Annotated in this window: 21 protein-coding genes and 1 pseudogene; 16 read left to right on the forward strand and 6 right to left on the reverse strand. The window is 62.5% G+C overall.

The window, feature by feature from the left end; all coding sequences use genetic code 11:
• Positions 1-39: 39 nt before the first annotated feature.
• The 6 genes from dibA (at position 40) to PSH59_RS01115 (ending at position 6,220) form a co-directional block, all read left to right on the forward strand.
• Entirely contained in the window at positions 40-1,947 is a 1,908-nt protein-coding gene (gene dibA, locus PSH59_RS01090; protein ID WP_248082941.1) for a phosphodiesterase DibA, read from the forward strand.
• A gap of 231 nt (positions 1,948-2,178) precedes the next feature.
• Positions 2,179-2,361, forward strand: a complete 183-nt coding sequence (oscA, locus tag PSH59_RS01095; protein ID WP_248082943.1) for a sulfur starvation response protein OscA — start codon at positions 2,179-2,181, stop codon at positions 2,359-2,361.
• An 83-nt stretch (positions 2,362-2,444) separates the two neighbouring features.
• Positions 2,445-3,455, forward strand: coding sequence for a sulfate ABC transporter substrate-binding protein (locus tag PSH59_RS01100; protein ID WP_248082945.1), 1,011 nt, complete (start codon positions 2,445-2,447; stop codon positions 3,453-3,455).
• Positions 3,456-3,531: 76 nt separating this feature from the next.
• A complete protein-coding gene (gene cysT, locus PSH59_RS01105) occupies positions 3,532-4,350 on the forward strand; it encodes a sulfate ABC transporter permease subunit CysT (protein WP_248082947.1) in 819 nt (272 codons plus the stop codon).
• Between the two features lie 13 nt (positions 4,351-4,363).
• A complete protein-coding gene (gene cysW / locus PSH59_RS01110) occupies positions 4,364-5,236 on the forward strand; it encodes a sulfate ABC transporter permease subunit CysW (protein ID WP_248082949.1) in 873 nt (290 codons plus the stop codon).
• 3 nt (positions 5,237-5,239) lie between these two features.
• Positions 5,240-6,220, forward strand: coding sequence for a sulfate/molybdate ABC transporter ATP-binding protein (locus tag PSH59_RS01115; RefSeq protein ID WP_248082951.1), 981 nt, complete (start codon positions 5,240-5,242; stop codon positions 6,218-6,220).
• A 140-nt stretch (positions 6,221-6,360) separates the two neighbouring features.
• On the opposite strand, the pseudogene PSH59_RS01120 reads toward PSH59_RS01115, so the two are convergent.
• Positions 6,361-6,864 (reverse strand): annotated as a pseudogene (locus tag PSH59_RS01120) (DUF962 domain-containing protein); the annotation flags it as partial.
• 83 nt (positions 6,865-6,947) lie between these two features.
• On the opposite strand from PSH59_RS01120, the gene PSH59_RS01125 reads away from it, so the two are divergent.
• The gene (locus tag PSH59_RS01125; protein WP_305394095.1) at positions 6,948-7,634 is read left to right on the forward strand and encodes a Crp/Fnr family transcriptional regulator; all 687 of its coding nucleotides are present in this window, start codon (positions 6,948-6,950) and stop codon (positions 7,632-7,634) included.
• Here PSH59_RS01125 and uraH read toward each other — a convergent pair.
• A complete protein-coding gene (uraH, locus tag PSH59_RS01130) occupies positions 7,629-8,039 on the reverse strand; it encodes a hydroxyisourate hydrolase (protein ID WP_248082955.1) in 411 nt (136 codons plus the stop codon). The two genes, PSH59_RS01125 and uraH, sit on opposite strands and share 6 nt — an antisense overlap.
• 22 nt (positions 8,040-8,061) lie before the next feature.
• The gene (locus tag PSH59_RS01135; RefSeq protein WP_305394096.1) at positions 8,062-8,535 is read right to left on the reverse strand and encodes a heme-binding protein; all 474 of its coding nucleotides are present in this window, start codon (positions 8,533-8,535) and stop codon (positions 8,062-8,064) included.
• Positions 8,536-8,635: 100 nt separating this feature from the next.
• Here PSH59_RS01135 and PSH59_RS01140 point away from each other — a divergent pair, with 100 nt between their 5' ends.
• Complete coding sequence (locus PSH59_RS01140; protein ID WP_248082959.1) at positions 8,636-9,001, forward strand: response regulator transcription factor; 366 nt, start codon at positions 8,636-8,638, stop codon at positions 8,999-9,001.
• A gap of 116 nt (positions 9,002-9,117) precedes the next feature.
• Here the strand turns inward: PSH59_RS01140 and PSH59_RS01145 are convergent, their stop codons facing one another.
• The gene (locus PSH59_RS01145; RefSeq protein WP_305394097.1) at positions 9,118-10,122 is read right to left on the reverse strand and encodes an AraC family transcriptional regulator; all 1,005 of its coding nucleotides are present in this window, start codon (positions 10,120-10,122) and stop codon (positions 9,118-9,120) included.
• A gap of 101 nt (positions 10,123-10,223) precedes the next feature.
• On the opposite strand from PSH59_RS01145, the gene PSH59_RS01150 reads away from it, so the two are divergent.
• On the forward strand, positions 10,224-11,309 hold the full coding sequence (locus PSH59_RS01150) for a fatty acid desaturase (RefSeq protein ID WP_305394098.1): 1,086 nt from the start codon (positions 10,224-10,226) through the stop codon (positions 11,307-11,309).
• Here the strand turns inward: PSH59_RS01150 and PSH59_RS01155 are convergent.
• Complete coding sequence (locus tag PSH59_RS01155) at positions 11,285-12,454, reverse strand: CynX/NimT family MFS transporter (protein WP_305394099.1); 1,170 nt, start codon at positions 12,452-12,454, stop codon at positions 11,285-11,287. The two genes, PSH59_RS01150 and PSH59_RS01155, sit on opposite strands and share 25 nt — an antisense overlap.
• A gap of 102 nt (positions 12,455-12,556) precedes the next feature.
• On the opposite strand from PSH59_RS01155, the gene PSH59_RS01160 reads away from it, so the two are divergent.
• The 7 genes from PSH59_RS01160 (at position 12,557) to PSH59_RS01190 (ending at position 21,526) form a co-directional block, all read left to right on the forward strand.
• A complete protein-coding gene (locus tag PSH59_RS01160) occupies positions 12,557-13,423 on the forward strand; it encodes a LysR family transcriptional regulator (RefSeq protein WP_305394100.1) in 867 nt (288 codons plus the stop codon).
• A gap of 199 nt (positions 13,424-13,622) precedes the next feature.
• A complete protein-coding gene (locus PSH59_RS01165; protein ID WP_248082994.1) occupies positions 13,623-14,204 on the forward strand; it encodes an alpha/beta hydrolase in 582 nt (193 codons plus the stop codon).
• Between the two features lie 48 nt (positions 14,205-14,252).
• A complete protein-coding gene (locus PSH59_RS01170) occupies positions 14,253-15,176 on the forward strand; it encodes a sigma 54-interacting transcriptional regulator (RefSeq protein ID WP_305394101.1) in 924 nt (307 codons plus the stop codon).
• Positions 15,177-15,303: 127 nt separating this feature from the next.
• Positions 15,304-16,086 (forward strand): MetQ/NlpA family ABC transporter substrate-binding protein, encoded by a 783-nt coding sequence (locus tag PSH59_RS01175; RefSeq protein WP_248083005.1) that lies wholly within the window; start codon positions 15,304-15,306, stop codon positions 16,084-16,086.
• Between the two features lie 228 nt (positions 16,087-16,314).
• On the forward strand, positions 16,315-17,397 hold the full coding sequence (locus tag PSH59_RS01180) for an efflux RND transporter periplasmic adaptor subunit (RefSeq protein ID WP_305394102.1): 1,083 nt from the start codon (positions 16,315-16,317) through the stop codon (positions 17,395-17,397).
• Positions 17,394-18,464 (forward strand): efflux RND transporter periplasmic adaptor subunit, encoded by a 1,071-nt coding sequence (locus tag PSH59_RS01185; protein ID WP_248083009.1) that lies wholly within the window; start codon positions 17,394-17,396, stop codon positions 18,462-18,464. The genes PSH59_RS01180 and PSH59_RS01185 overlap by 4 nt, the downstream gene beginning before the upstream one ends.
• A complete protein-coding gene (locus PSH59_RS01190) occupies positions 18,461-21,526 on the forward strand; it encodes an efflux RND transporter permease subunit (RefSeq protein WP_305394103.1) in 3,066 nt (1,021 codons plus the stop codon). The genes PSH59_RS01185 and PSH59_RS01190 overlap by 4 nt, the downstream gene beginning before the upstream one ends.
• 17 nt (positions 21,527-21,543) lie before the next feature.
• Here PSH59_RS01190 and PSH59_RS01195 read toward each other — a convergent pair whose 3' ends face one another.
• Entirely contained in the window at positions 21,544-22,170 is a 627-nt protein-coding gene (locus PSH59_RS01195; protein WP_248083013.1) for a bifunctional 2-polyprenyl-6-hydroxyphenol methylase/3-demethylubiquinol 3-O-methyltransferase UbiG, read from the reverse strand.
• Positions 22,171-22,202 lie beyond the last annotated feature (32 nt).

The raw sequence follows: 22,202 nt of genomic DNA on the forward strand, positions 1-22,202 counted from the left end.
TAGGACGATTCTGTTCTTTAGGTAAGGAATACTGGCCATATGCTGTTTTCATACCGAGGTGCCCTGCGTGCGGGGCTGGTATACCTGCTGGTTTCGGTGGCCTGGATGGGTCTCACAGGCTACTTATTGATCGAGTTTATCGATAACCCGAGCGCTCTTACCCTGTGGCTGCAGGTGCGCGGTTATCTGTGGGTAATGGCCAGCGCTCTGGTGATTTACCTGATGAGCGCCCGATTTGCCGCGGCCAGCCAGCTGCAGCAACCCCTGAAGGAAAACCGCGAACGTCTGCGTCAGGCCGCTGCTGTGTTCGATTGCACGCGCGAAGGGGTGCTGGTCACGGATGCCCGAGGCTTGATCGTGCATGTAAATCGGGCCTTTATGGCGATCACCGGCTACCAGGGTGAGGAGGTCATGGGCCAGCCGCCCAGCCTGTTCAAATCCGGGCGCCATTCGTCGAGTTTTTACCAGCAGATGTTTCAGACCCTGGCGCGCGACGGTGAATGGAGCGGTGAAATCTGGAACCGCCGCAAAAGCGGCGAAATTTATCCGCAGTGGCAAACCATCCGGGTGATTCACGATGATCATGGCGACCTCAGCCATTACGTTGCGGTGTTTTCCGATATCAGCGCCATCAAGAATTCCGAGCACGAACTGGCGCACCTGGCTCACCACGACCCGCTGACCGACCTGCCCAACCGCTTGCTCTTCACCGACCGCGCCGAGCAGGCCCTGGCTTCGGCGCAACTGCATAAACGCGGCTGCGCCCTGCTGTTGCTGGACCTGGACCACTTCAAGATCATCAATGACAGCCTGGGTCATAACGTCGGCGACCAATTGCTCAAGTTGGCGGGCGAACGGCTCCAGGGCTTGCTTGGCCCCGGCGTGACACTGGCGCGCCTGGGTGGGGACGAGTTCGCGGTGCTCGCGGAAAGTTGTTCACAAGTGGTGCAGGCCGCCGCGCTGGCACAGCGCATGCTGGATGTGATGAAACAGCCGTTCATTTTTGACGGTCACCAACTGTTTATCAGCGCCAGCATCGGCATCAGCCTGTTCCCCAGCGATGCGCTGAGCGCCGAGCAACTGCTGCGCAATGCCGACTCCGCGTTGTTCAAAGCCAAAAGTGTGGGCCGCGAAGGCTTCGCCTTGTACACCGAAGAACTCACGGCCCACGCGCAGAACCGTGTAGAGATCGCCAGCGAACTGCGTCGCGCCCTCGACCAGCAGGAGCTGCGCGTTTACTACCAGCCGGTGCACGACCTGCACGGCAGCCGCCTGGTCGGCGTCGAAGCCCTGGTGCGCTGGCAGCACCCGGAACGCGGGCTGGTGCCGCCGTGCGAGTTCATCCCCATCGCCGAGCGTACCGGCCTGATTGCCGATATTGACGCGTGGGTCATGCACCAGGCGTGCTGGCAGATGTGCCAATGGCTGGCCGACGGCGCGCCGCTGAAGTTTATTGCGCTCAACGTGTCCAGCCGCCTGTTCGCGCGGCGCGAACTCTACGAGCAAGTCGCGCAGGTGCTCCACGAGACCGGCCTGGACCCGGCCTTCCTTGAGTTGGAAGTCACCGAAAGCGCGGTGATGGAAGACCCCGAAGTCGCTTTGGAGCAACTGCATCGCCTGCGCGAACTGGGCTTGCGCCTGGCCATCGATGATTTTGGCACTGGCTATTCCTCGTTGCTGCGCCTCAAGCGCTTGCCGGTGCAAAAGCTCAAGATCGACCAGGGTTTTGTCGCCGGCCTGCCGTGGGACGAAGACGACGCTGCGATTGTGCGCGTGGTTATCGCCCTGGCCAAAAGCATGGGCATGCAGGTGCACGCCGAGGGCATCGAGCAGGTGGAGCAGGCGCGCTTTTTGTTGGAGCAGGACTGCGACATGGGCCAGGGCTACTGGTTTGGACGGCCGATGCCGGCCGAAGAGCTTGATTGGTCACGAGCCCCCGCCATCTGAGCTTGAAACACGAGCAAACTGTGAGGGCTTGCTCGCTCCCCTATTGGATCTTCTCAAGGGCTGATCTTGGCGATTATCCCTTTGCAACCCCATGCCCTTCAGAAAATTCATTCTGGTTATATAAACATTCTTAAATAGTATTTTTAAGAATATCCGCGCTTATCTACTATCGCTCTCACGCCGCAAGCAGTGCCACCACTGCGAGGCACCCTTCATCTCAGGAGCGAGACCATGAGCGCATCCCTACGTAGCGTCGACGGCCAGGACGAAGCAGCCATTTTGCGTGAAATCCAGAGCGCCCTGCGCGATCTGCGCTTCGGCGCGGTGGAAATCACCGTGCACAACGCCCAAGTGGTGCAGATCGAGCGCAAGGAAAAATTCCGTTTGCAGAACCCGGCGAACAAACCGGGCTGAGCATTGACGGCGACAGCCCCGTCACTCGATAGACCCGTAACGATAAGAACAAGCCAACACCCAAGAATTCTCAGGAGCCTTCCATGTCGTCGATTCGCCGTTATGCCCTGGCCGCGCTGGCCAGTGCCGTGTTTGCCGGTTCCGCCGTTGCCAAGGACTACGAGTTGCTCAACGTCTCGTACGACCCGACGCGTGAGCTGTACCAGGACTACAACGCAGAGTTCACCCAATTCTGGAAACAGTCCCACCCTGGCGACAACGTCAAGATCCAGCAATCCCACGGTGGTTCGGGCAAGCAGGGCCGGGCGGTGATCGACGGTCTGCGCGCCGACGTCGTGACCCTGGCCCTGGCTGGTGACATCGACGAAATCGCCAAACTGGGCAAGACCTTGCCGGAAAACTGGCAGACCCGCCTGCCGGATGCGAGCACCCCGTACACCTCGACCATCGTGTTCCTGGTGCGCAAGGGCAACCCTAAAGGCATCAAGGACTGGGGCGACCTGATTAAAAAGGACGTGTCGGTGATCACCCCTAACCCGAAAACCTCCGGCGGTGCGCGCTGGAACTTCCTCGCCGCGTGGGCTTACGGCCTCAAAGCCGGCGGCAGCGAAGCCAAGGCTCAGGAGTACGTGAAAGAGCTGTTCAAGCACGTGCCGATCCTCGACACCGGCGCGCGCGGCTCGACCATTACCTTCGTCAACAACGGTCAGGGTGACGTGTTGCTGGCCTGGGAAAACGAAGCGTTCCTGGCGCTCAAGGAAGACGGCGGCGCCGACAAGTTCGATATCGTCGTTCCGTCCCTGTCGATCCTCGCGGAGCCGCCAGTGGCGGTGGTCGACAAGAACGCCGAGAAGAAGGGCAACACCGAGATCGCAACCGAATACCTGAAACACCTGTACAGCCCGGCTGGCCAGGAGATTGCGGCGAAAAACTTCTACCGTCCACGCGATGCAAAAGTAGCCGCCAAATACGCCCAGCAGTTCCCCAAACTGGACCTGGTGACTATCGACAAAGACTTCGGCGGCTGGAAAACTGCCCAACCGAAATTCTTTAACGACGGTGGCGTGTTCGACCAGATCTATACGGCGCAGTAAGCCGAGAAACACACACCCACGAAGCCCGCATTCACCTGCGGGTTTTGTGTGTCAGTTCCGCTAACCAAGGACTCTTATGTCGCGTCGTATTTCCCCCGTCATACCCGGCTTCGGGCTGACGCTGGGCTACACCGTCGTGTACCTCAGCCTGATCGTACTCATCCCCCTGGCGGCGATGTTCGTCCACGCGGCTCAACTCACCTGGGATCAGTTCTGGGCCATCATTTCCGCACCGCGCGTGCTGGCGGCCTTGAAACTGAGCTTCAGCACCGCGTTGTACGCCGCGCTGATCAACGGCGTGATCGGCACGCTGCTGGCCTGGGTGCTGGTGCGCTACACCTTCCCCGGCCGCAAGATCATCGATGCGATGATCGACCTGCCGTTCGCCCTGCCCACCGCCGTGGCCGGTATTGCCTTGACCGCGCTGTATGCGCCTAACGGCCTGGTCGGCCAGTTCGCCGCCGACCTGGGCTTCAAGATCGCTTATTCGCCACTGGGCATCACGCTGGCGCTGACCTTCGTCACCCTGCCGTTCGTGGTGCGCACGGTGCAGCCGGTGCTCGCCGATATCCCACGTGAAGTCGAAGAAGCCGCTGCCTGTCTGGGCGCCAAGCCGTTGCAGGTGTTCCGCTACATCCTCGTGCCGGCGCTGCTGCCCGCCTGGCTGACCGGCTTCGCCCTGGCGTTTGCCCGTGGTGTAGGCGAGTACGGTTCGGTGATTTTCATCGCGGGCAACATGCCGATGAAAACCGAGATCCTGCCGTTGCTGATCATGGTCAAACTCGACCAGTACGACTACCGCGGCGCCACCTCCATTGGGGTGTTGATGCTGGTGGTTTCCTTTGTATTGCTGCTGCTGATCAACTTGCTGCAGCGGCGCATCGAACGTCCATAAGGAGGCGCGGAACATGTCCCAATCGTCTATTTCCGCCGCGTCCTCGGCCAACGCCGCCCGACGTGGCAGCGCCGTGTCGCGACGCATCCTGATCGGCCTTGGCTGGCTGGTGTTCTTTCTGTTCCTGTTGCTGCCGCTGTTTATCGTGGTGTCCCAGGGCCTGAAGAACGGCCTGGGTACCTTCTTCAGCGCGATCCTTGAGCCCGACGCGTTGTCGGCGCTGAAACTCACGGTGATCGCCGTGCTGATCTCGGTGCCGCTCAACCTGGTGTTCGGGGTGAGTGCTGCATGGTGCGTGAGCAAGTACTCGTTCCGTGGCAAGAGCATCCTGGTGACGCTGATCGACCTGCCGTTTTCGGTGTCGCCGGTGATCGCGGGCCTGGTGTACGTGCTGATGTTCGGCGCGCAAGGTTTCTTCGGCCCATGGCTGCAGGAGCATGACATTCAGATCGTGTTCGCCCTGCCGGGCATTGTGCTGGCGACCATCTTCGTCACCGTGCCGTTCGTGGCCCGTGAACTGATCCCGCTGATGCAGGAGCAGGGCACCCAGGAAGAGGAGGCCGCACGCCTGCTCGGCGCCAATGGCTGGCAGATGTTCTGGCATGTGACCGTGCCGAACATCAAGTGGGGCCTGATCTACGGCGTGGTGCTGTGTACCGCGCGGGCCATGGGGGAATTCGGCGCGGTATCGGTGGTGTCCGGCCACATTCGCGGCGTCACCAATACCCTGCCGCTGCACGTCGAGATTCTCTACAACGAATACAACCACGTGGCCGCGTTTGCGGTGGCCAGCCTGTTGCTGATCCTGGCGCTCTTTATCCTGCTGCTCAAGCAATGGAGCGAGAACCGTATCAACCGCCTGCGCAACAGCGCCGGTGAGGAATAAGTCATGTCGATCGAAGTCCGTAATGTCAGCAAGAACTTCAACGCCTTCAAGGCCCTGAACAGCATCAATCTGGACATCCAGAGTGGCGAGCTGGTGGCGTTGCTGGGCCCTTCCGGCTGCGGCAAGACCACCTTGCTGCGCATCATCGCCGGCCTGGAAACTCCGGATGACGGCAGCATCGTGTTCCACGGTGAAGACGTCTCCGGCCACGATGTGCGTGATCGCAACGTCGGGTTTGTGTTTCAGCACTACGCGCTGTTCCGCCACATGAGCGTGTTCGACAACGTCGCTTTCGGCCTGCGCATGAAACCGAAAAACCAGCGGCCCACCGAGAGCCAGATCGCGACCAAGGTTCACGAACTGCTGAACATGGTGCAGCTCGATTGGCTGTCCGACCGTTACCCGGAACAACTCTCCGGCGGCCAGCGCCAACGTATCGCCCTGGCCCGCGCCCTGGCGGTGGAACCCAAAGTGCTGCTGCTGGACGAACCGTTCGGCGCGCTCGATGCCAAGGTGCGTAAAGAACTGCGCCGCTGGCTGGCGCGCTTGCACGAAGACATCAACCTGACCTCGGTGTTCGTGACCCACGACCAGGAAGAGGCCATGGAAGTCGCCGACCGTATCGTGGTGATGAACAAAGGGGTGATCGAGCAGATCGGCTCACCGGGAGATGTCTACGAAAACCCGGCCAGTGACTTTGTGTACCACTTCCTGGGCGACTCCAACCGCCTGCACCTGGGCGAAGACAAACACGTGCTGTTCCGCCCCCACGAAGTGTCGTTGTCGCGCCATGAACTGGAAGACCACCACGCGGCCGAAGTGCGGGATATTCGCCCACTGGGCGCGACCACGCGGGTGACGCTCAAGGTCGAAGGCCAGCCCGAGCTGATCGAAGCCGAAGTGGTGAAAGACCACGACAGCCTGACCGGCCTGGCGCGGGGCGAGACCCTGTTCTTCAAGCCCAAGGTCTGGCAAAAAGCCTGACCCTCCGAGCGTTCCCACGCTCTGCGTGGGAACGCCTCTTGTGACGCTCTGCGTCACGCTTTGGGACGCGGAGCGTCCTGGGCTGCATTCCCACGCAGAGCGTGGGAACGATCATGTGGGAGCTGGCTCGGCTTCAGATCGCGGCGTTCTACCGGGCCGGACCGCGCCTCAATCTGCTCTTTAAGTTCATGCCGCAACCCCAGCAAAAACGCCAGCTCCGCCACCACAAACAACGGCCCCACGATCAACCCAGATACATCGTCCACAAACGCGGGTTTCTTGCCTTCGTAGTAGTGCCCGACAAACTGAATCACCCAGCCCACCACGAACATCCCCACGCCACTGCTCAGCCAGACCAGAGTGTCTTGCGCGGCCAGCACGTGCCCGGCCCATACCGACAAGCCCATCAGCACGCTCATCAGCTTGCCCAGCGCCAGTTCCAGGCGCAGGTAAAACCACGCTGACAGCAGCGCCACGATCACTGCCGGTGAAATCCACAGGCCACCCATCGCCCATTCAGGGCGCGACAGCAGCACGGCCACGGCGACGACGATCAAGGGGATGCCAATGAAGTGGCTGGCGATATTGCGCGGGTCGCGGTGGTAGGCGGCGTATTGACTGAGGTGGTCGACGAGGCTTTTCATTGTTGTTCCTCCTGTAGGATGTTTGATCATGCCCTGTCAGCCAGCGCCTGACTGTCAGCTGGGCGACAATCTTCGGAGTTCCCATGGATGCAGAGAAGTGGCATGCCCGTCTGGCCAGCGGCCATTGGTTCAGTCATCTGCCTGTCGATCTACAGCGTCGCTTGCTGGCGGCCGCGCGGTTGCGCGTGCTGGCGGCGGGCCAGTTCCTGTTCAAGCGCGGCGACCCGCCCTGTGGGCTGTACGCGGTGCTGGATGGCGCGGTGCGCATCAGTGCCGTGAACGCCCAGGGTAAGGAAGCGGTGTTGAGCCTGGTGGAAACACCCTACTGGTTCGGGGAGATTTGCCTGTTCGACAACCTGCCGCGCACCCACGATGCCCAGGCCTCGGGGCCGTGCACGCTGTTGCAGGTGCCGCAGGCGGCCATGCTCGACATCCTTGAACACCAACCGGCGTATTGGCGTGATGTGGCCTTGTTGATGAGCCACAAGCTGCGCCTGTCGTTGATCAATATCGAACAGATGAGCCTGATGCCCGCGTCGGCGCGCCTGGCCCATCGGCTGCTGATGATCGCCCGAGGCTACGGCGAAATCGACCAGGCGCGCCACACCCTGCAACTGCCTCAGGAAGACCTGGCGGCGATGTTGGGCCTGTCGCGCCAGACCACCAACAGTCTGCTCAAGGCGCTGGAGCAACAGGGCATCATCGGCTTGAGCTATGGCGCGATTGAGATACTCGATCTCAAAAGCCTGCAGCAGGCCGCGGGCCTATGAACCGCGATACGTCGAGAAACCGTACGGGCTGAGCAACAACGGGATGTGGTAATGCTGGTCGGCCTGTTTGACCTGGAAAATCACCGGCACTTCGGGGAAGAACGTCTCGCGGTTGGCCTTTTTGTAGTAGTCGCCGGTCTTGAACACCACGCGATACTCACCCGGCGTCATGCTGCGGTTGGCGGGGAACAGTTCGGCGATGCGTCCCTGTTGGTTGGTGACGCCTTCGGACAGCGACTGCCATTGATCGCCCACCTGTTGCTCCAGGGTGACACTGACACCGGCCGATGGCAGGCCGTTTTCCAGGTTGAGCACGTGTACGCTCAAGGGGTTGCCGGCGGCCAGGGCCAGGTTGCACAGGCCGCTTAGGCTCAGGGCGGCGAGGGTCATGCTGAGGGTTTTCATCGTGAGGTCCTTTCGGTTGGGATCAAAGAGAGGTTTTCAGGCCCAGTTGCTCGGCGGCTTGTACGGCGCAGGCTTCGTCCTGCGCGGCGCCGCCGGCACCGGCAATGCCCAGCGCGCCCACCAGTTCGGCATCGGCAAACAGCGGCACGCCGCCGCCGAGCAACAGCAACTCGGGCAAGCTGTTAAGGTTGGCGGCCTCGGGGCTATTGCGCGCGCGTTCGGCGAACAGTCGTGTCGGGGTTTTGGTCGACAGCGCCGTGTAGGCTTTGCGCTGGCTCGCGATGCTGTTGTGCGGGCCAACGCCGTCGGCGCGCAGGCTCAGCAGCAGGTTGGCGCCGCGATCCAGGACGGTCAGTGCCGCACTGCAGTGGCTAAGGCTGGCATCGGCCAGTTGGCGCGCGGTGTTTAAATCGAGGTCGGCATGGCGCGGCAGTGGCGGTGCGGCCAGCGCGCTGGTGCAGACAGCAAGGCTTAAAAGCAAGACAAGGCGGGGCATAGTGACGACTCCGGAAAACAGGCCGCTACCCTAGCCAGTGAACGGGGTCAGAAACCGCACAATTTGATGACAGGTTTGTAATCAAACCCAGAGGTAAACCATGCAGGTGTTGTTAGTGGAAGACCAGCCGCAACTGGCGCAGCTCATGGCCCAAGGCTTGAGCGAGGCCGGTTTCGGCGTGGAAGTCGCAGCCAATGGCATGGCGGCGCAGCGCTTTGTGGAAAGCACCGAGTACGACCTGGTGATCCTGGACGTGATGCTGCCCGGCCTGAACGCCTGGAAATTGCAGCAGGCGATTCGGCAGCGCGGGGACACCCCGGTGCTGTTCCTGACCACGCCGGGCGGGATCGAAGATCGCCTGCGCGGGTTGGAGTTGCACGAGGAGGACTATCTGCTCAAGCCGTTTGATGCCAAGGCCCTGGTGGCGCGGGTGAGAAAGTTATTGCGGCGTGATCGTGGGCGCTGATTGACCGGACAGGTTCATTGCCTGAACCATCGCTTTCGCGAGCAAGCCCATAGGATATGCATCCAAAATGTGCGGGCTTGCTCGCGAAAAAGCCCTCCCAACCACTGCGCATACGCCTACCGCGATCCTTCCCGAAACTGCCCCGGCGTCATTCCCGTCCAGCGCTTGAACGCCCGATTAAAACTGCTGGTATCGGCAAACCCCAGCAAATGGCTGATTTCGGCCAATGAGCACTGCGGGTCGCGCAAATGCTGCAATGCCAGGTTCTGTCGGCATTCATTGAGCAGCGCGTCGAACCGGCATCCCTCATCGGCCAAGTGCCGTTGCACGCTGCGCAGGCTTACATGCAGCGCCTGGGCAACCCGTTCGGCGCTCGGCTCGCCGTCGGGCAATTGCGCCTCGATCGCCGCACGCACTTTGCGCTCCCAGGTCAGCGGTTGCAGTTGGGCAAGGGTGCGTTTGAGGACCGTCTCGTTGTGCTCGGCCAGCTCCGGGTTGGCGTCGTCCAGGTGGCTGTCGAAGTCCTGCGCTGCAAATTCCAGGCAGTCCTCCACCGCGCCAAAATTGACCGGTGCGCGGAACACCGTGTGCCACGGCGTGGGGTCGACCGGTTGCGGGCGGCGCAAATGCACGGCCAGTGGCGCGTAATCCCGGCCCAGGCGGTTACGGCAGGTGCGCACATAGATTGCTGCAAACGCATCGATGGCTTCCAGCGCCGGCGCCGGGCTGCCCTGGGGTTGCAACAGACGAAAGCGGTAGCGCTCGCCGTCGCGTGTCAGTTCAAGCGTCAAGGCATCACTGACCACCTGGTGATAGCGCACGATGCGTTCGAACACCTCGCGCAGACTGCCGCTGGCCACCAGCGCATAGCCCAACGCATGAAAGGTGGTGGGGCTGACAAACCGCGACACCCGCAAACCGATCGCCGGATCGCCGCTGGCCTGCACCGCCAGCGCCCACAGGCGCGTGGTGGCCGACAGCGGGTAGCGCGCGTTAGGGTCGTCCATCTGCTGCGGGTCGAGCCCGGCCTCATGGCACAGCGTGGCGCTGTCGAGGCCCAGGGCGTCGAGCTGCTTGCGCAGGGCACGGGTCCAGCTGGCGAGGGACGTGGGTTCGGTCATGGCGATTGGCGCTTGCAGTCAACAGGTTGGCGTGTGGGGCTAGCGTCCTGCGCGATGGCCTGGGGCAGGATGTAACCCTTGATGAATAAGAGGATGGGAGCATGGACGGTACTTCTGCAAGTCCCCAGCAGATGAACGCGCAACAGCGTTCGGCGCATATTCGTGAGGTGGTGCTGGCCGAAGGCGTGCGTTTGCGCCGGCAACACTCGTGGTTGCGGCATCAGGACGCCCTGGGCGCGGGCATCCTGGCCTTTGCGCTGATCGGCATGATCGGCTCGGCGGCGCTGTACATCGGCGGCCACATGGCCTGGTGGGCGTGCCTGCTGCTTAACGCCTTCCTGGCCTCATTGACCCATGAGCTGGAACACGACCTGATCCACAGCATGTACTTTCGCAAACAGCGCCTGCCCCACAACGTGATGATGGGCCTGGTGTGGCTGGCGCGGCCGAGCACGATCAACCCGTGGATCCGCCGCCACCTGCACCTCAACCACCACAAGGTCTCCGGCACCGAGGCCGATATGGAAGAGCGCGCAATCACCAACGGCGAGCCCTGGGGCTTCGCACGGTTGCTGATGGTGGGCGACAACGTGATGTCGGCGTTCATTCGCATGCTGCGAGCCAAGACCTGGGGCCATAAATTCAAGATCCTCAAACGCGCGCTGCTGGTTTACGCACCGCTGGCGCTGCTGCACTGGGGCGCGTGGTACGTGTTCCTCGGCTTCCACGCCGCCAATGGCATCGCCAGCCTGCTGGGCGCGCCGATCGACTGGTCCGCCGACACCTTGCAGGTGATGCACGTGATCGACATCGCCGCCGTGGTGATCATCGGTCCCAATGTGCTGCGCACGTTTTGCCTGCACTTTGTCAGCTCCAACATGCATTACTACGGTGATGTGGAGCTGGGCAATGTGATCCAGCAGACCCAGGTGCTCAACCCGTGGTGGCTGTGGCCGTTGCAAGCGTTCTGCTTCAACTTTGGCAGCACCCACGGGATTCACCATTTTGTGGTGAAGGAGCCGTTTTACATCCGCCAGATGAGCGCCAGGGTGGCGCATAAGGTCATGGCTGAGATGGGCGTGCGCTTCAATGATTTCGGGACGTTTGCGCGGGCCAATCGGCTGGGTTTTCCGCCGCCGGACGTTGCCCGGTCGGCGCCTGCCTATAGAGCAGGCGCAGTGCGATAGGTAACAGGGCTGAACACCCGCGTCACCACCAGCATCGCCAGCGCGGTCACCGTCAGCACCACCCAGGCGCTGGCGAAGCTGCCGGTGAGTTCGCGCAGCCAGCCGGTCATCCACGGGGAAATCGCGTTGATCAAAAAGCCCACGCCTTGCACAAAGGCCGCCAGTTGCCCGGCTTGGCGAGGGTCGCGGTGGTGGTCGAGGGTCAGCAGCAGGCTCAGGGCAAAACACGCGCCGAGGCCGAAACCGCACAACGCCACCCACAAATGGGGAAATTGCAGCGGCGCCAGCAGCAGGCCGAGGTAGCCGATGGTCTGCGCCAGCAGACTGATGCCCAGCAGCGGCCGACGGTCGACACCGCGTTGCGCCAGCACCGGCATCAACAGCGCGGCAAGCACCTGGAAGATCGTCATGAATGCCAGCAGTGAGCCGCTGGGCAGCACGCCCCAACCCAACTGCTGATAGTACGCGGGCAGCCACGCCACCAGGCTCATATAGCCGCAGTTCACCAACCCGAAATACAGCGCCAGCAGCCAGGCGCGACGGTTGCGCAGGCCTTCGAAGGCGGGCACAACCTGTGGGTTTTTTGCCGCGCCCAGCGGTAGCCAGACCCACAGCAACAAGGCGCCCAGCGCCGGCAACAGCCACACGCCCAACCCTGCCTGCCACTGCTGGAAATGGGTGGCCACCAACGGGCTGAGCAGCGCCGCCAGACCACCCCCGGCCATCAGCGAGGCGGAGTACACGCCCATCGCCACCGGCACGCGATGACGGAATTCGCGCTTGATCATCGCCGGCACCAACGCCTGGATCAGCGCCACGCCGGCGCCGCCGAGCAATGCCGTGACCAGCAGCGCCGCGCCCTGGCCCATCAGCCAGCGCGCCAGGCACGCCAGCAGAATCATCACCAAGCCCAGCGCAATGCCACGGCGCTCGCCCAGGCGCGCTTCCACGCGCACGCCCACCAATGCCACCAGACCCATGCACACCACCGGCAGGCTGGTGAGCAGGGCGCTGCTCTGGAAACTCAGGCCGGTGGCCTGGCGAATCTCGCCCAGCAGCGGGCTGATGGAGCTCAGGATTGGTCGCAGGTTCAGGCCCAGCACCACCAGCAGGCCCCAGCCGGCGAGGGATTTATTGAGGGTCATGCAGCGCTCTTGCGATGAGTAAATGAGGCGTGAGTATGGCCAGCGTCACAGGTATTCTGAAATTAAATATAAACATGCCAGCCAGTGGCAAATGGAATGACTATGTTCGATCCCGTGTTGCTCCGAAGCTTTGTCGCCGTGGCCGATTGCGGCAATTTCACCCGTGCCGCCGAGCGCCTGCACTTGACCCAATCCACCGTCAGCCAGCAGATCCGCCGCCTGGAGCAGGTTCTGGCGTGTCAGTTGCTCGACCGCGACCAACGTCGCGTGGTCGCGACCGTTGAGGGTGAACGCTTGCTGGCGTATGCACGGCGCATTCTGGCGCTGCACGAGGAGGCCGCCGACGTGCTGATCAACCAGCAGAGCGACGGCGTGCTGCGCCTGGGGGTGCCGGAAGACTTTGCGGCGCAGCGCCTGATGCCCTTGTTGTCGGCGTTTGTGCGCGCCTATCCACGGGTGCGCCTGGAGGTCACCAGCGGGCTCGGCCCTGCGTTGCAACGCCAATACCGGAACGGCGAATTCGATGTGCTGCTGGTCAAGCAGATGGGCGACAGCGACGACTGTCTGGCCTCGTGGCCCGAGCCGTTGTGTTGGGTCGACAGCCGCAGCACGCCCTCCCTGGGCCGCGACCCTCTGCCGTTGGTGGCCTTCCCCGTGGGCGGCCTGTACCGCAATGAAATGCTGCAACATCTGGAAGTGGCCGGCTGGCGCTGGCGCATCGGCTATTCCAGCGCGAGTCTGGCCAGTGTGTGTTCGGCGGTGGCGGCGGGGTTGGGCGTGAGTTTATTGCCGCGCCGGGTGGTGCAGGCCGAGCACGTGGAGCTCGGTCCGCAAACTGGTTTGCCTGCGGTGCAAGGCGTGCGCCTGGCATTGTATGCCCGCGGCGGCCTGAGCGCTGCGGGGCAGTGCCTGCAGGCTGAACTGTTCGATTTGTGTGCAAACAGCCCGGTCGAGCCCTGCCTCGACTGACAACTTTGCAGGGTCGTAAAGTCTCGAAAAAACCGGACTGGCGTGTGCGCGCGTTTCGCGTGTTGGTCTGTGTGCGGCCTTTTCCATCTGAGTTTCATATTTGTTTTGGTTATTAATAAATAGCTTCTTATTCCTTAACGAGCATAAGTCGTGTCCCTATACTGCTCAGCAACGTTAAACGCTGCAGGAGGGCACCCCCATGCACAGCGAGTCGATTCGTTACCTGATCGTGCCGGGCTGGCAAGGATCGCCAGAAAATCATTGGCAAACCCATTGGCAGCACAGCCTGCCCAACAGTGCGCGCGTGGAGCAGGCCGATTGGCTGACACCGCGCCGCGAAGACTGGGTGGCTGCCCTGGCCGAGGCCATCGCCGCCGACAGCACGCCGGTGATCCTGATCGCCCATAGCCTGGGCTGCATCACCGTGGCCCACTGGGCCGCCACTGCACCGGTGCACTGCCTGCGCCAGGTGCGCGGCGCCTTGCTGGTGGCGCCGGCCGATGTCGAACGTCCGGCGTGCGCGCCTGCCTTGCGCAATTTCGCGCCGATTCCCACCCACCTGCTGCCGTTTCCCAGCCAGGTGGTCAGCTCCGACAACGACAGTGCCATCAGCGCCCCGCGTGCGCTGGAGCTGGCGCGTTACTGGGGTGCCGAAGCCGGGATCATCTCCGGCGCCGGACATATCAATGTGAAGTCCGGCCACCAGCGCTGGGAGCAGGGGTTCGCGTACCTCTATCGCCTGCAAAACCGCCTCGAGCATCACGCCCGGCGTAGCGCATAACTTTCTTTCAACGCCCCGTCCCTGCGTGGATTGGGGCGGGAGCCTGCCATGAGTCATGACACCTTCGGCCAGCCCTTGCTGACCTTCCCCGATGCCGAAAAAAGCCCGCTGAGCATCCGCGCCAAGGCGCTGGTGTTCGTCGACCCTCGCTCGCGCCAGCTACGGCAAGACCTGGAAAACCTGGCGCCCCGTGCACTGCCCGTGTTGATTCGCGGCGAGACCGGCAGCGGTAAAGAGTTGCTGGCGCGGCATATCCACCGTGGCAGCGATCGGGCGGGGTTGTTTGTGTCGGTCAACTGCGGCGCGATCAGCCCCACCTACGCCGATGCCGAGTTGTTCGGCTATGCCGCCGGCGCCCACAGCGGTGCCGCCAGCAGCCGCGCCGGCTGGTTCGGTTCGGCCAATGGCGGCACCTTGTACCTGGATGAGATCGGCGACTTGCCGCTGCCCATCCAAGTGAAATTACTCGCGGCCCTGGAGAACCACGAAGTCACCCGCGTCGGCGCGCACCAGCCCAGCCCGGTGGACGTGCGCCTCGTCGCGGCCACCAGCATTGACCTGGCCCAGGCCGTGGCGGCGGGCAAGTTTCATGAGCGGCTGTTCCATTATCTGAGCGAAGGCCGCTTGGACTTGCCGGCGCTGCGTGAGCGGGTCGGCGACATCCTGCCGTTGGCCGAGTACTTCCTCGGCATTTACAGTCAGCGCCTCGGCCTGCCGGTGCCGTTGATCAGCGAGGCGGCGCAGCAAGTGCTGGAACACCACAGTTGGCCGGGCAATACCCGTGAGCTGGAAAACGTTATTCACTTTGCCTTGCTGGTGAGCAGCGGCGACGAGATTTTGCCCGAGCATTTGAACCTGCCGGTGGTCGGTTCGCCGTTGGAGCAGGTACGGCGCATCTTCGCCAATGCCAGTTCCGCGCAGCGGGAAACCCTGCGTAGCTTCCTGTATGAGCAAAATGGAATATCAACGTGAATAAAAGATATTGTTCCGGAATAAAAAATCTAGGTATTGTCCGTTCCACGCCGCGATAGCACTTCGCTGGCACATTACTTAACACGCGGCCGTCACAGACGACCCGGACTTCCGATAAGGACACTGCATGAAAAAGGTTCTGTTGTTTACCGCACTGGCGGCTGCCCTGACTGCCGGCTTCGCTCAGGCCAACGAGAAACTGGTGGTCGCCGCCACCCCGATCCCGCACGCCGAGATCCTTGAGCTGATCAAGCCGACCCTGGCCAAAGAAGGCGTGGACCTGCAGATCAAGGTCTTCACTGACTACGTGCAGCCCAACGTGCAAGTCGCCGAAAAGCGCCTGGACGCCAACTACTTCCAGACGCTGCCGTACCTGGAAAACTTCAACAAGGGCAAGGGCACGAACCTGGTGACCGTGGTCGGCGTGCACGTTGAACCTTTCGGTGGTTACTCGAAAAAGATCAAAAATATTTCTGAGCTCAAGGACGGCGCTACCGTGGCCATCCCGAACGAAGGCTCCAACAGTGGCCGCGCCCTGTTGCTCCTGCAAAAGGCCGGTGTCATCACCCTGAAAGACCCGACCAATGCCCTGGCCACGCCAAAAGACATTGCCAGCAACCCGAAGAACCTGAAATTCAAAGAGCTGGAATCGGCCTTGCTGCCGCGTGTTCTGGACCAGGTTGACCTGGACTTGATCAACACCAACTATGCGCTGGAAGCTGGCCTGAACCCGGCCAAAGACGCGCTGATCATCGAAGACGCCAAGTCGCCGTACGTGAACTTCCTGGTGGCGCGCCCGGACAACAAGGACAGCGACGCTATCCAGAAACTGGCCAAGGCGCTGACCAGCCCCGAAGTCAAAGCGTTCATCGAGAAGAAGTACAACGGCGCGGTCGTGCCGGCGTTCTGATCGAGCGGTAAAACCCCTTCAAGGTTTCAACGCCGACGGCTTGCACAGCGTCGGCGTTTTTTTGCGCCCTGCAGCAACGGTGCAGTCGAGCGGGCTGCATGACACACCCGCCCTTCAGTCGCTTGGGAACCATCGGCGTATGGGAGCCTCCATCCAGATAAGGAACCCTGAACTAAGCTCACAGTCGCATACACACTGGCAAGTCGGCATCACGCAAAAGGAGCCTGCATGGGCGGTCGTATTTCCACCTGTATTTTCGGACTTGGCCTACTGGCGCTGTTGAGCGGTTGTGGCCAGGAAAAAGCCGAGCCCAAGGCCCATTCGCGGGTGTTTGTGCAAACCGTGCAGCCGGCGCAGTTCGCGGCGGCGGTGACGCTGACGGGGGATATCCAGGCCCGCGTGCAAACCGATTTGTCGTTTCGTGTCGGTGGCAAGATCATCCAGCGCATGGTGGACGTGGGCGACCGCGTGAGCGCCAGGCAAGTGCTGGCCAAGCTCGATCCCAAGGATTTACAAACAAACGTCGACTCCGCCCAGGCCCAGGTCGTGGCCGAGCAGGCGCGGGTCAAGCAGACGGCGGCGGCTTTTGTGCGTCAGGAGAAACTGCTGCCCAAGGGCTACACCAGCCGCAGTGAATACGATGCCGCCCAGGCCGCGTTGCGCAGCAGCCAGAGCGCCCTGGCCGCGGCCCAGGCTCAGTTGGCCAACGCCCGCGAACAATTGGGCTACACCGCCTTGATCGCCGATGCGCCCGGCGTGATCACGGCGCGCCAGGCCGAGGTCGGCCAAGTGGTGCAGGCCACTGTGCCGATTTTCAGCCTGGCCAGTGATGGCGAGCGTGACGCGGTGTTCAACGTCTACGAATCCCTGTTGGTGGAGCCGCCCCCCGACGCGCCGATTACGGTCAGTCTGCTCGACAACCCGAGCATCAAGGCCCAGGGCAAAGTGCGCGAAGTCACCCCGGCCGTGGCCGCCAACACCGGCACCGTGCAAGTGAAGATCGCCCTGCAATCGCTGCCCAAAGGCATGGATTTGGGCTCGGTGGTCAGCGCCACCGCCAATGGCCCGGCCAAGGCCAGCATCGAGTTGCCCTGGTCGGCACTCACCAAAGACCTCAGCGAACCCGCCGTGTGGCTGGTGGACGGCGACGGCAAGGCGCAGTTGCACAAGGTCAGCGTGGCGCGCTACCTCACCGGCAAGGTCATCATCAGTGACGGCCTGAAAGGTGGCGAAAAAGTGGTGATAGCCGGTGGGCAGTTGCTGCACCCCGGCATGATCGTCGAGATCGCCAGCCAAGGAGCCCAGCCATGAAGCGTCTGACGGTTGTGCTCGCCGCCAGCCTGTTATTGATGGCGTGCTCCAAGCAAGAACCGGCGCCCGAGCCCGTGCGGCCGGTGTTGTCCATTGAAGTGAAAGCCGAAGACCAGGAAACCCTCGGCCGCTTCGCCGGCACCATCCAGGCGCGCTACGAAAGCAACCTGGGCTTTCGCGTGCCAGGGCGCATCGCCCGTCGCGCTGTGGATGTGGGCGCCGAAGTGGAGAAGGGCGCCTTGCTCGCCGTGCTCGACCCCACCGACCAGCAGAACCAATTGCGCGCTGCCCAGGGCGATCTGGCCAGGGTCCAGGCGCAATTTATCAACGCCCAGGCCAACGCCCGCCGTCAGCAGGAACTGTTCAACCGGGGCGTCGGCGCTCAGGCCCAATTGGATATCGCCCAGACCGACCTGAAAACCACCCAGGCTTCCCTCGACCAGGCCCGTGCCTCGGTCAACCAGGCCAGGGACCAGCTCAACTACGCCGAACTGCGCACCGACCATGCCGGCATTGTCACCGCCTGGAATGCCGAGGCCGGCCAGGTGGTCAGCGCCGGTCAGCAAGTGGTGACCCTGGCCCGCCCGGACATCAAGGAAGCGGTGATCGACCTGCCCGCCGGCCTCGCCGAGCGCCTGCCGCCCGACGTGGTGTTCCTGGTGGCCGGGCAACTGGATCCCGGCGTCAACACCACCGCCGTGGTGCGCGAGATCGAACCCCAGGCCCAAAGCGCCACCCGTACCCGCCGCGCCCGCCTGACCCTCAGCGACACGCCCGCCGCGTTCCGCCTGGGCAGCGCGATCAGCGTGACCTTGAGCTCTGCCATCGCGCCGCGCCTGGAAGTGCCTCTCAGTGCGTTGCAGGAGGTCGACGGCAAAACCCGCCTGTGGCTGCTCGACACCCACACCCAGACCGTGCAACCGCGTGAAGTGAGCGTGGTCAGCCGCGACGCCGACAGCGCGTTGCTCGATAACGGCGTCAAGCCCGGCGAACGGGTGGTGACCGCTGGCGTGAACAGCCTGACACCCGGGCAAAAAGTCAAAATCGACGAGGACAGCCCGCGATGAAAGGACGCTTCAACTTATCCGACTGGGCCCTCAAGCATCAGTCCTTCGTGTGGTACCTGATGTTCGTCGCCCTGCTGATGGGCGTGTTCTCCTACATGAACCTGGGGCGCGAGGAAGACCCCTCGTTCACCATCAAAACCATGGTGATCCAGACCCGCTGGCCGGGCGCGACCCAGGAAGAAACCCTTAAGCAAGTCACCGACCGCATCGAGAAAAAACTCGAAGAGCTCGACGCCCTCGACTACGTCAAAAGCTACACCCGGCCGGGCGAGTCCACGGTGTTCGTGTTCCTCAAGGACACCACCAGCGCCAAGGCCATTCCAGAGACCTGGTATCAGGTCCGCAAAAAGATCGACGACATTCGCGGCTCCTTCCCCCAGGGCCTGCAGGGACCGTCGTTTAACGACGAGTTCGGGGACGTGTTCGGCTCGGTGTATGCGTTTACCGGCGATGGTCTGTCGATGCGCCAACTGCGTGACTATGTGGAGCAGGTGCGCGCCGAGATCCGCGCGGTGCCGGGGTTGGGCAAGGTCGAGATGATCGGCCAGCAGGACGAAGTGATTTACCTGAATTTTTCCACGCGCAAACTGGCGGCCCTGGGCATCGACCAGCGTCAAGTGGTGCAGAGCCTGCAATCGCAGAACGCGGTGACGCCCGCCGGGGTGATCGAAGCCGGGCCGGAGCGGATTTCCGTGCGCACGTCGGGGCAATTCGCCTCGGAGAAGGACCTGGCCAACGTCAACCTGCGCCTCAATGACCGCTTCTATCGCCTGGCGGACATCGCCGAGATCAGCCGTGGCTACGTCGACCCGGCGCGGCCGATGTTCCGTTTCAATGGCAAACCGGCGATCGGCCTGGCGATTGCGATGCAGAAGGGCGGCAACATCCAGTCGTTCGGCAAGGCGCTGCACACGCGCATGGACGAACTGACCGCCGATCTGCCGGTGGGCGTTGGCGTGCACAAGGTGTCCGATCAGGCCGAAGTGGTGGAAGAGGCCGTCGGCGGCTTTACCAGCGCGTTGTTCGAAGCGGTGATCATCGTGCTGGTGGTGAGTTTTATCAGCCTCGGTATGCGTGCCGGGCTGGTGGTGGCGTGTTCGATTCCACTGGTGCTGGCCTTGGTGTTCGTGTTCATGGAGTACAGCGGCATCACCATGCAGCGCGTGTCGCTCGGTGCATTGATCATTGCCCTCGGCCTGTTGGTGGACGATGCGATGATCACCGTGGAAATGATGATCACGCGCCTGGAAAAGGGCGAGACCAAAGAACAGGCGGCGACCTACGCCTACACCTCGACCGCGTTCCCGATGCTCACCGGCACACTGGTGACCGTGGCCGGCTTTGTGCCGATCGGCCTCAACGCCAGTTCGGCGGGTGAATACACCTTCACCCTGTTCGCGGTGATTGCCGTGGCGATGCTGGTGTCGTGGGTGGTGGCGGTGCTGTTTGCGCCGGTGCTGGGCGTGCATATCCTCAGCGCCAAGGTCAAACCCCACGACGCCGAACCGGGGCGCGTCGGCCGCGCTTTCAATGGCGGCATGCTGTGGGCCATGCGCAACCGCTGGTGGGCGATCGGCATCACGGTGGCGCTGTTTGTCGCGTCGGTGTTCTCGATGCAGTTCGTACAGAACCAGTTTTTCCCGTCGTCGGACCGCCCGGAAGTGCTTGTCGACCTCAACCTGCCGCAAAACGCCTCGATCAACGAGACGCGCAAGGCCGTCGACCGCCTCGAAGCGATCATCAAGGACGACCCGGACATCGCGCGCTGGAGCACCTATATCGGCCAGGGCGCGATCCGTTTCTACCTGCCCCTCGACCAGCAGTTGGAAAACCCCTACTACGCGCAGTTGGTCATCGTCAGTAAAGGCCTGGAAGAGCGCGGCGCGTTGATTGCGCGCCTGCAAAAACGCCTGCGCGATGACTTCGTGGGCATCGGCAGCTTTGTGCAGCCGCTGGAAATGGGGCCGCCGGTGGGGCGGCCGATTCAGTATCGCGTGTCCGGTAAAGACACCGATCAGGTGCGCAAGCACGCGATCGAACTGGCGACGCTGCTGGACAAAAACACCCATTTGGGCGAGATCATTTACGACTGGAACGAGCCGGGCAAAGTCCTGCGCATCGACATCGCCCAGGACAAGGCGCGGCAATTGGGGTTGTCGTCCGAAGACGTGGCGCAGTTGATGAACAGTGTGGTCAGCGGTGCCTCGGTGACCCAGGTGCATGACGATATCTACCTGATCAACGTGGTCGGCCGCGCCGAAGACGCCGAACGCGGCACGCCGGAGACCTTGCAGAACCTGCAGATCGTTACGCCCAACGGCACCTCGATCCCGTTGTTGGCCTTCGCCACCGTGCGTTACGAACTGGAGCAGCCGCTGGTGTGGCGCCGTGACCGCAAGCCGACCATTACCATCAAGGCTTCGGTGCGGGATGAGATGCAGCCGACCGACCTGGTCAAGCAGCTCAAACCCGAGATCGACCAATTCAGCGCGGGCCTGCCGGTGGGCTACCGGGTCGACACTGGCGGCACCGTGGAAGAAAGCGGCAAGGCCCAGGGTCCGATTGCCAGCGTAGTGCCGTTGATGCTGTTCCTGATGGCAACCTTCCTGATGATCCAGTTGCACAGCGTGCAGAAGATGTTTCTGGTGGCGAGTGTCGCGCCGCTGGGACTGATTGGCGTGGTGCTGGCGTTGATCCCCACCGGCACGCCCATGGGCTTTGTGGCGATCCTGGGGATTCTGGCGCTGATCGGCATCATCATCCGCAACTCGGTGATTCTGGTGACGCAGATTCACGAGTATGAAGTGGCCGGCTACACGCCGTGGGATGCGGTGGTGGAAGCCACCGAGCACCGGCGTCGTCCGATCCTGCTCACCGCAGCGGCGGCGAGCCTGGGCATGATCCCGATTGCGCGAGAAGTGTTCTGGGGGCCGATGGCCTACGCGATGATCGGCGGGATCATCATCGCGACCTTGCTGACCCTGCTGTTCCTGCCGGCGCTGTATGTGGCCTGGTACAGGATCCGCGAACCGAAGCAGGACCCGCAGGAAAAACGCGGTTAAAGCGGTGGTAGCTGTTTCTAGGATTTGCGCCAGACGCTCGCCAGCCATGGCTGCTGCTCACGCGGCAGTCCGGCGGGCCGGTAGTAGTGTTCCAGCTCGACAAATCCGGCGGCGGTCAGTAACGCTTGCCATGCTGCCAGGTCGTGATAGGCGCCATAACGCGGCCCGTTCCAACCTTCCTGGTTCTCGCCACGCGGGTTGGAGCTGAACAGCACGCCGCCCGCTTTCAGAGCCCCGTGCAACTGCTTGAGCACCCGTGGCAGTTCCTGCCTGGGAATATGAAACAGCACTGCATTGGCGAAGATCCCGTCAAAGCGCGCCGCCGGTAAATCCAGTTTGAGGAAGTCCTGCTGCAATACTTCGCAACCGCTGTCTTCGCGTGCCATCTGCGCAAACCGCTCGGAGCCGTCGAGCCCCACGGCGATGTGGCCCATGCGCGTGAAGGTTTGCAAATCCCGCCCCGGTCCGCAGCCGAAATCCAGCACGGTAAACGGAGGGGTGCCCTGGATATGCCGCAATAACGCGTCGATGTTCTGGGTTACATCGTGGTCGCGGGTGCCTTCACGGAAGTCCTCGGCCACCGTGTTGTAGTGGCCGAGGGTGGTGGACGTGATCTGGTCGAGGTCATCGGGCTTGAGGGTCATGACGGGTAAATACCGGGCGCTGAGAGGGCCCG

The organism is Pseudomonas sp. FP2309, from assembly GCF_030687575.1.
In the GTDB taxonomy this organism is placed as follows: Bacteria; Pseudomonadota; Gammaproteobacteria; order Pseudomonadales; family Pseudomonadaceae; genus Aquipseudomonas.

Excerpts from the sequence above, each read along its gene's own strand:
- dibA (WP_248082941.1), top strand. The coding sequence starts at position 40 with ATGCTGTTTTCATACCGAGGTGCCCTGCGTGCGGGGCTGGTATACCTG.
- oscA (WP_248082943.1), top strand. The coding sequence starts at position 2,179 with ATGAGCGCATCCCTACGTAGCGTCGACGGCCAGGACGAAGCAGCCATT.
- PSH59_RS01100 (WP_248082945.1), top strand. The coding sequence starts at position 2,445 with ATGTCGTCGATTCGCCGTTATGCCCTGGCCGCGCTGGCCAGTGCCGTG.
- cysT (WP_248082947.1), top strand. The coding sequence starts at position 3,532 with ATGTCGCGTCGTATTTCCCCCGTCATACCCGGCTTCGGGCTGACGCTG.
- cysW (WP_248082949.1), top strand. The coding sequence starts at position 4,364 with ATGTCCCAATCGTCTATTTCCGCCGCGTCCTCGGCCAACGCCGCCCGA.
- PSH59_RS01115 (WP_248082951.1), top strand. The coding sequence starts at position 5,240 with ATGTCGATCGAAGTCCGTAATGTCAGCAAGAACTTCAACGCCTTCAAG.
- PSH59_RS01125 (WP_305394095.1), top strand. The coding sequence starts at position 6,948 with ATGGATGCAGAGAAGTGGCATGCCCGTCTGGCCAGCGGCCATTGGTTC.
- uraH (WP_248082955.1), bottom strand. The coding sequence starts at position 8,039 with ATGAAAACCCTCAGCATGACCCTCGCCGCCCTGAGCCTAAGCGGCCTG.
- PSH59_RS01135 (WP_305394096.1), bottom strand. The coding sequence starts at position 8,535 with ATGCCCCGCCTTGTCTTGCTTTTAAGCCTTGCTGTCTGCACCAGCGCG.
- PSH59_RS01140 (WP_248082959.1), top strand. The coding sequence starts at position 8,636 with ATGCAGGTGTTGTTAGTGGAAGACCAGCCGCAACTGGCGCAGCTCATG.
- PSH59_RS01145 (WP_305394097.1), bottom strand. The coding sequence starts at position 10,122 with ATGACCGAACCCACGTCCCTCGCCAGCTGGACCCGTGCCCTGCGCAAG.
- PSH59_RS01150 (WP_305394098.1), top strand. The coding sequence starts at position 10,224 with ATGGACGGTACTTCTGCAAGTCCCCAGCAGATGAACGCGCAACAGCGT.
- PSH59_RS01155 (WP_305394099.1), bottom strand. The coding sequence starts at position 12,454 with ATGACCCTCAATAAATCCCTCGCCGGCTGGGGCCTGCTGGTGGTGCTG.
- PSH59_RS01160 (WP_305394100.1), top strand. The coding sequence starts at position 12,557 with ATGTTCGATCCCGTGTTGCTCCGAAGCTTTGTCGCCGTGGCCGATTGC.
- PSH59_RS01165 (WP_248082994.1), top strand. The coding sequence starts at position 13,623 with ATGCACAGCGAGTCGATTCGTTACCTGATCGTGCCGGGCTGGCAAGGA.
- PSH59_RS01170 (WP_305394101.1), top strand. The coding sequence starts at position 14,253 with ATGAGTCATGACACCTTCGGCCAGCCCTTGCTGACCTTCCCCGATGCC.
- PSH59_RS01175 (WP_248083005.1), top strand. The coding sequence starts at position 15,304 with ATGAAAAAGGTTCTGTTGTTTACCGCACTGGCGGCTGCCCTGACTGCC.
- PSH59_RS01180 (WP_305394102.1), top strand. The coding sequence starts at position 16,315 with ATGGGCGGTCGTATTTCCACCTGTATTTTCGGACTTGGCCTACTGGCG.
- PSH59_RS01185 (WP_248083009.1), top strand. The coding sequence starts at position 17,394 with ATGAAGCGTCTGACGGTTGTGCTCGCCGCCAGCCTGTTATTGATGGCG.
- PSH59_RS01190 (WP_305394103.1), top strand. The coding sequence starts at position 18,461 with ATGAAAGGACGCTTCAACTTATCCGACTGGGCCCTCAAGCATCAGTCC.
- PSH59_RS01195 (WP_248083013.1), bottom strand. The coding sequence starts at position 22,170 with ATGACCCTCAAGCCCGATGACCTCGACCAGATCACGTCCACCACCCTC.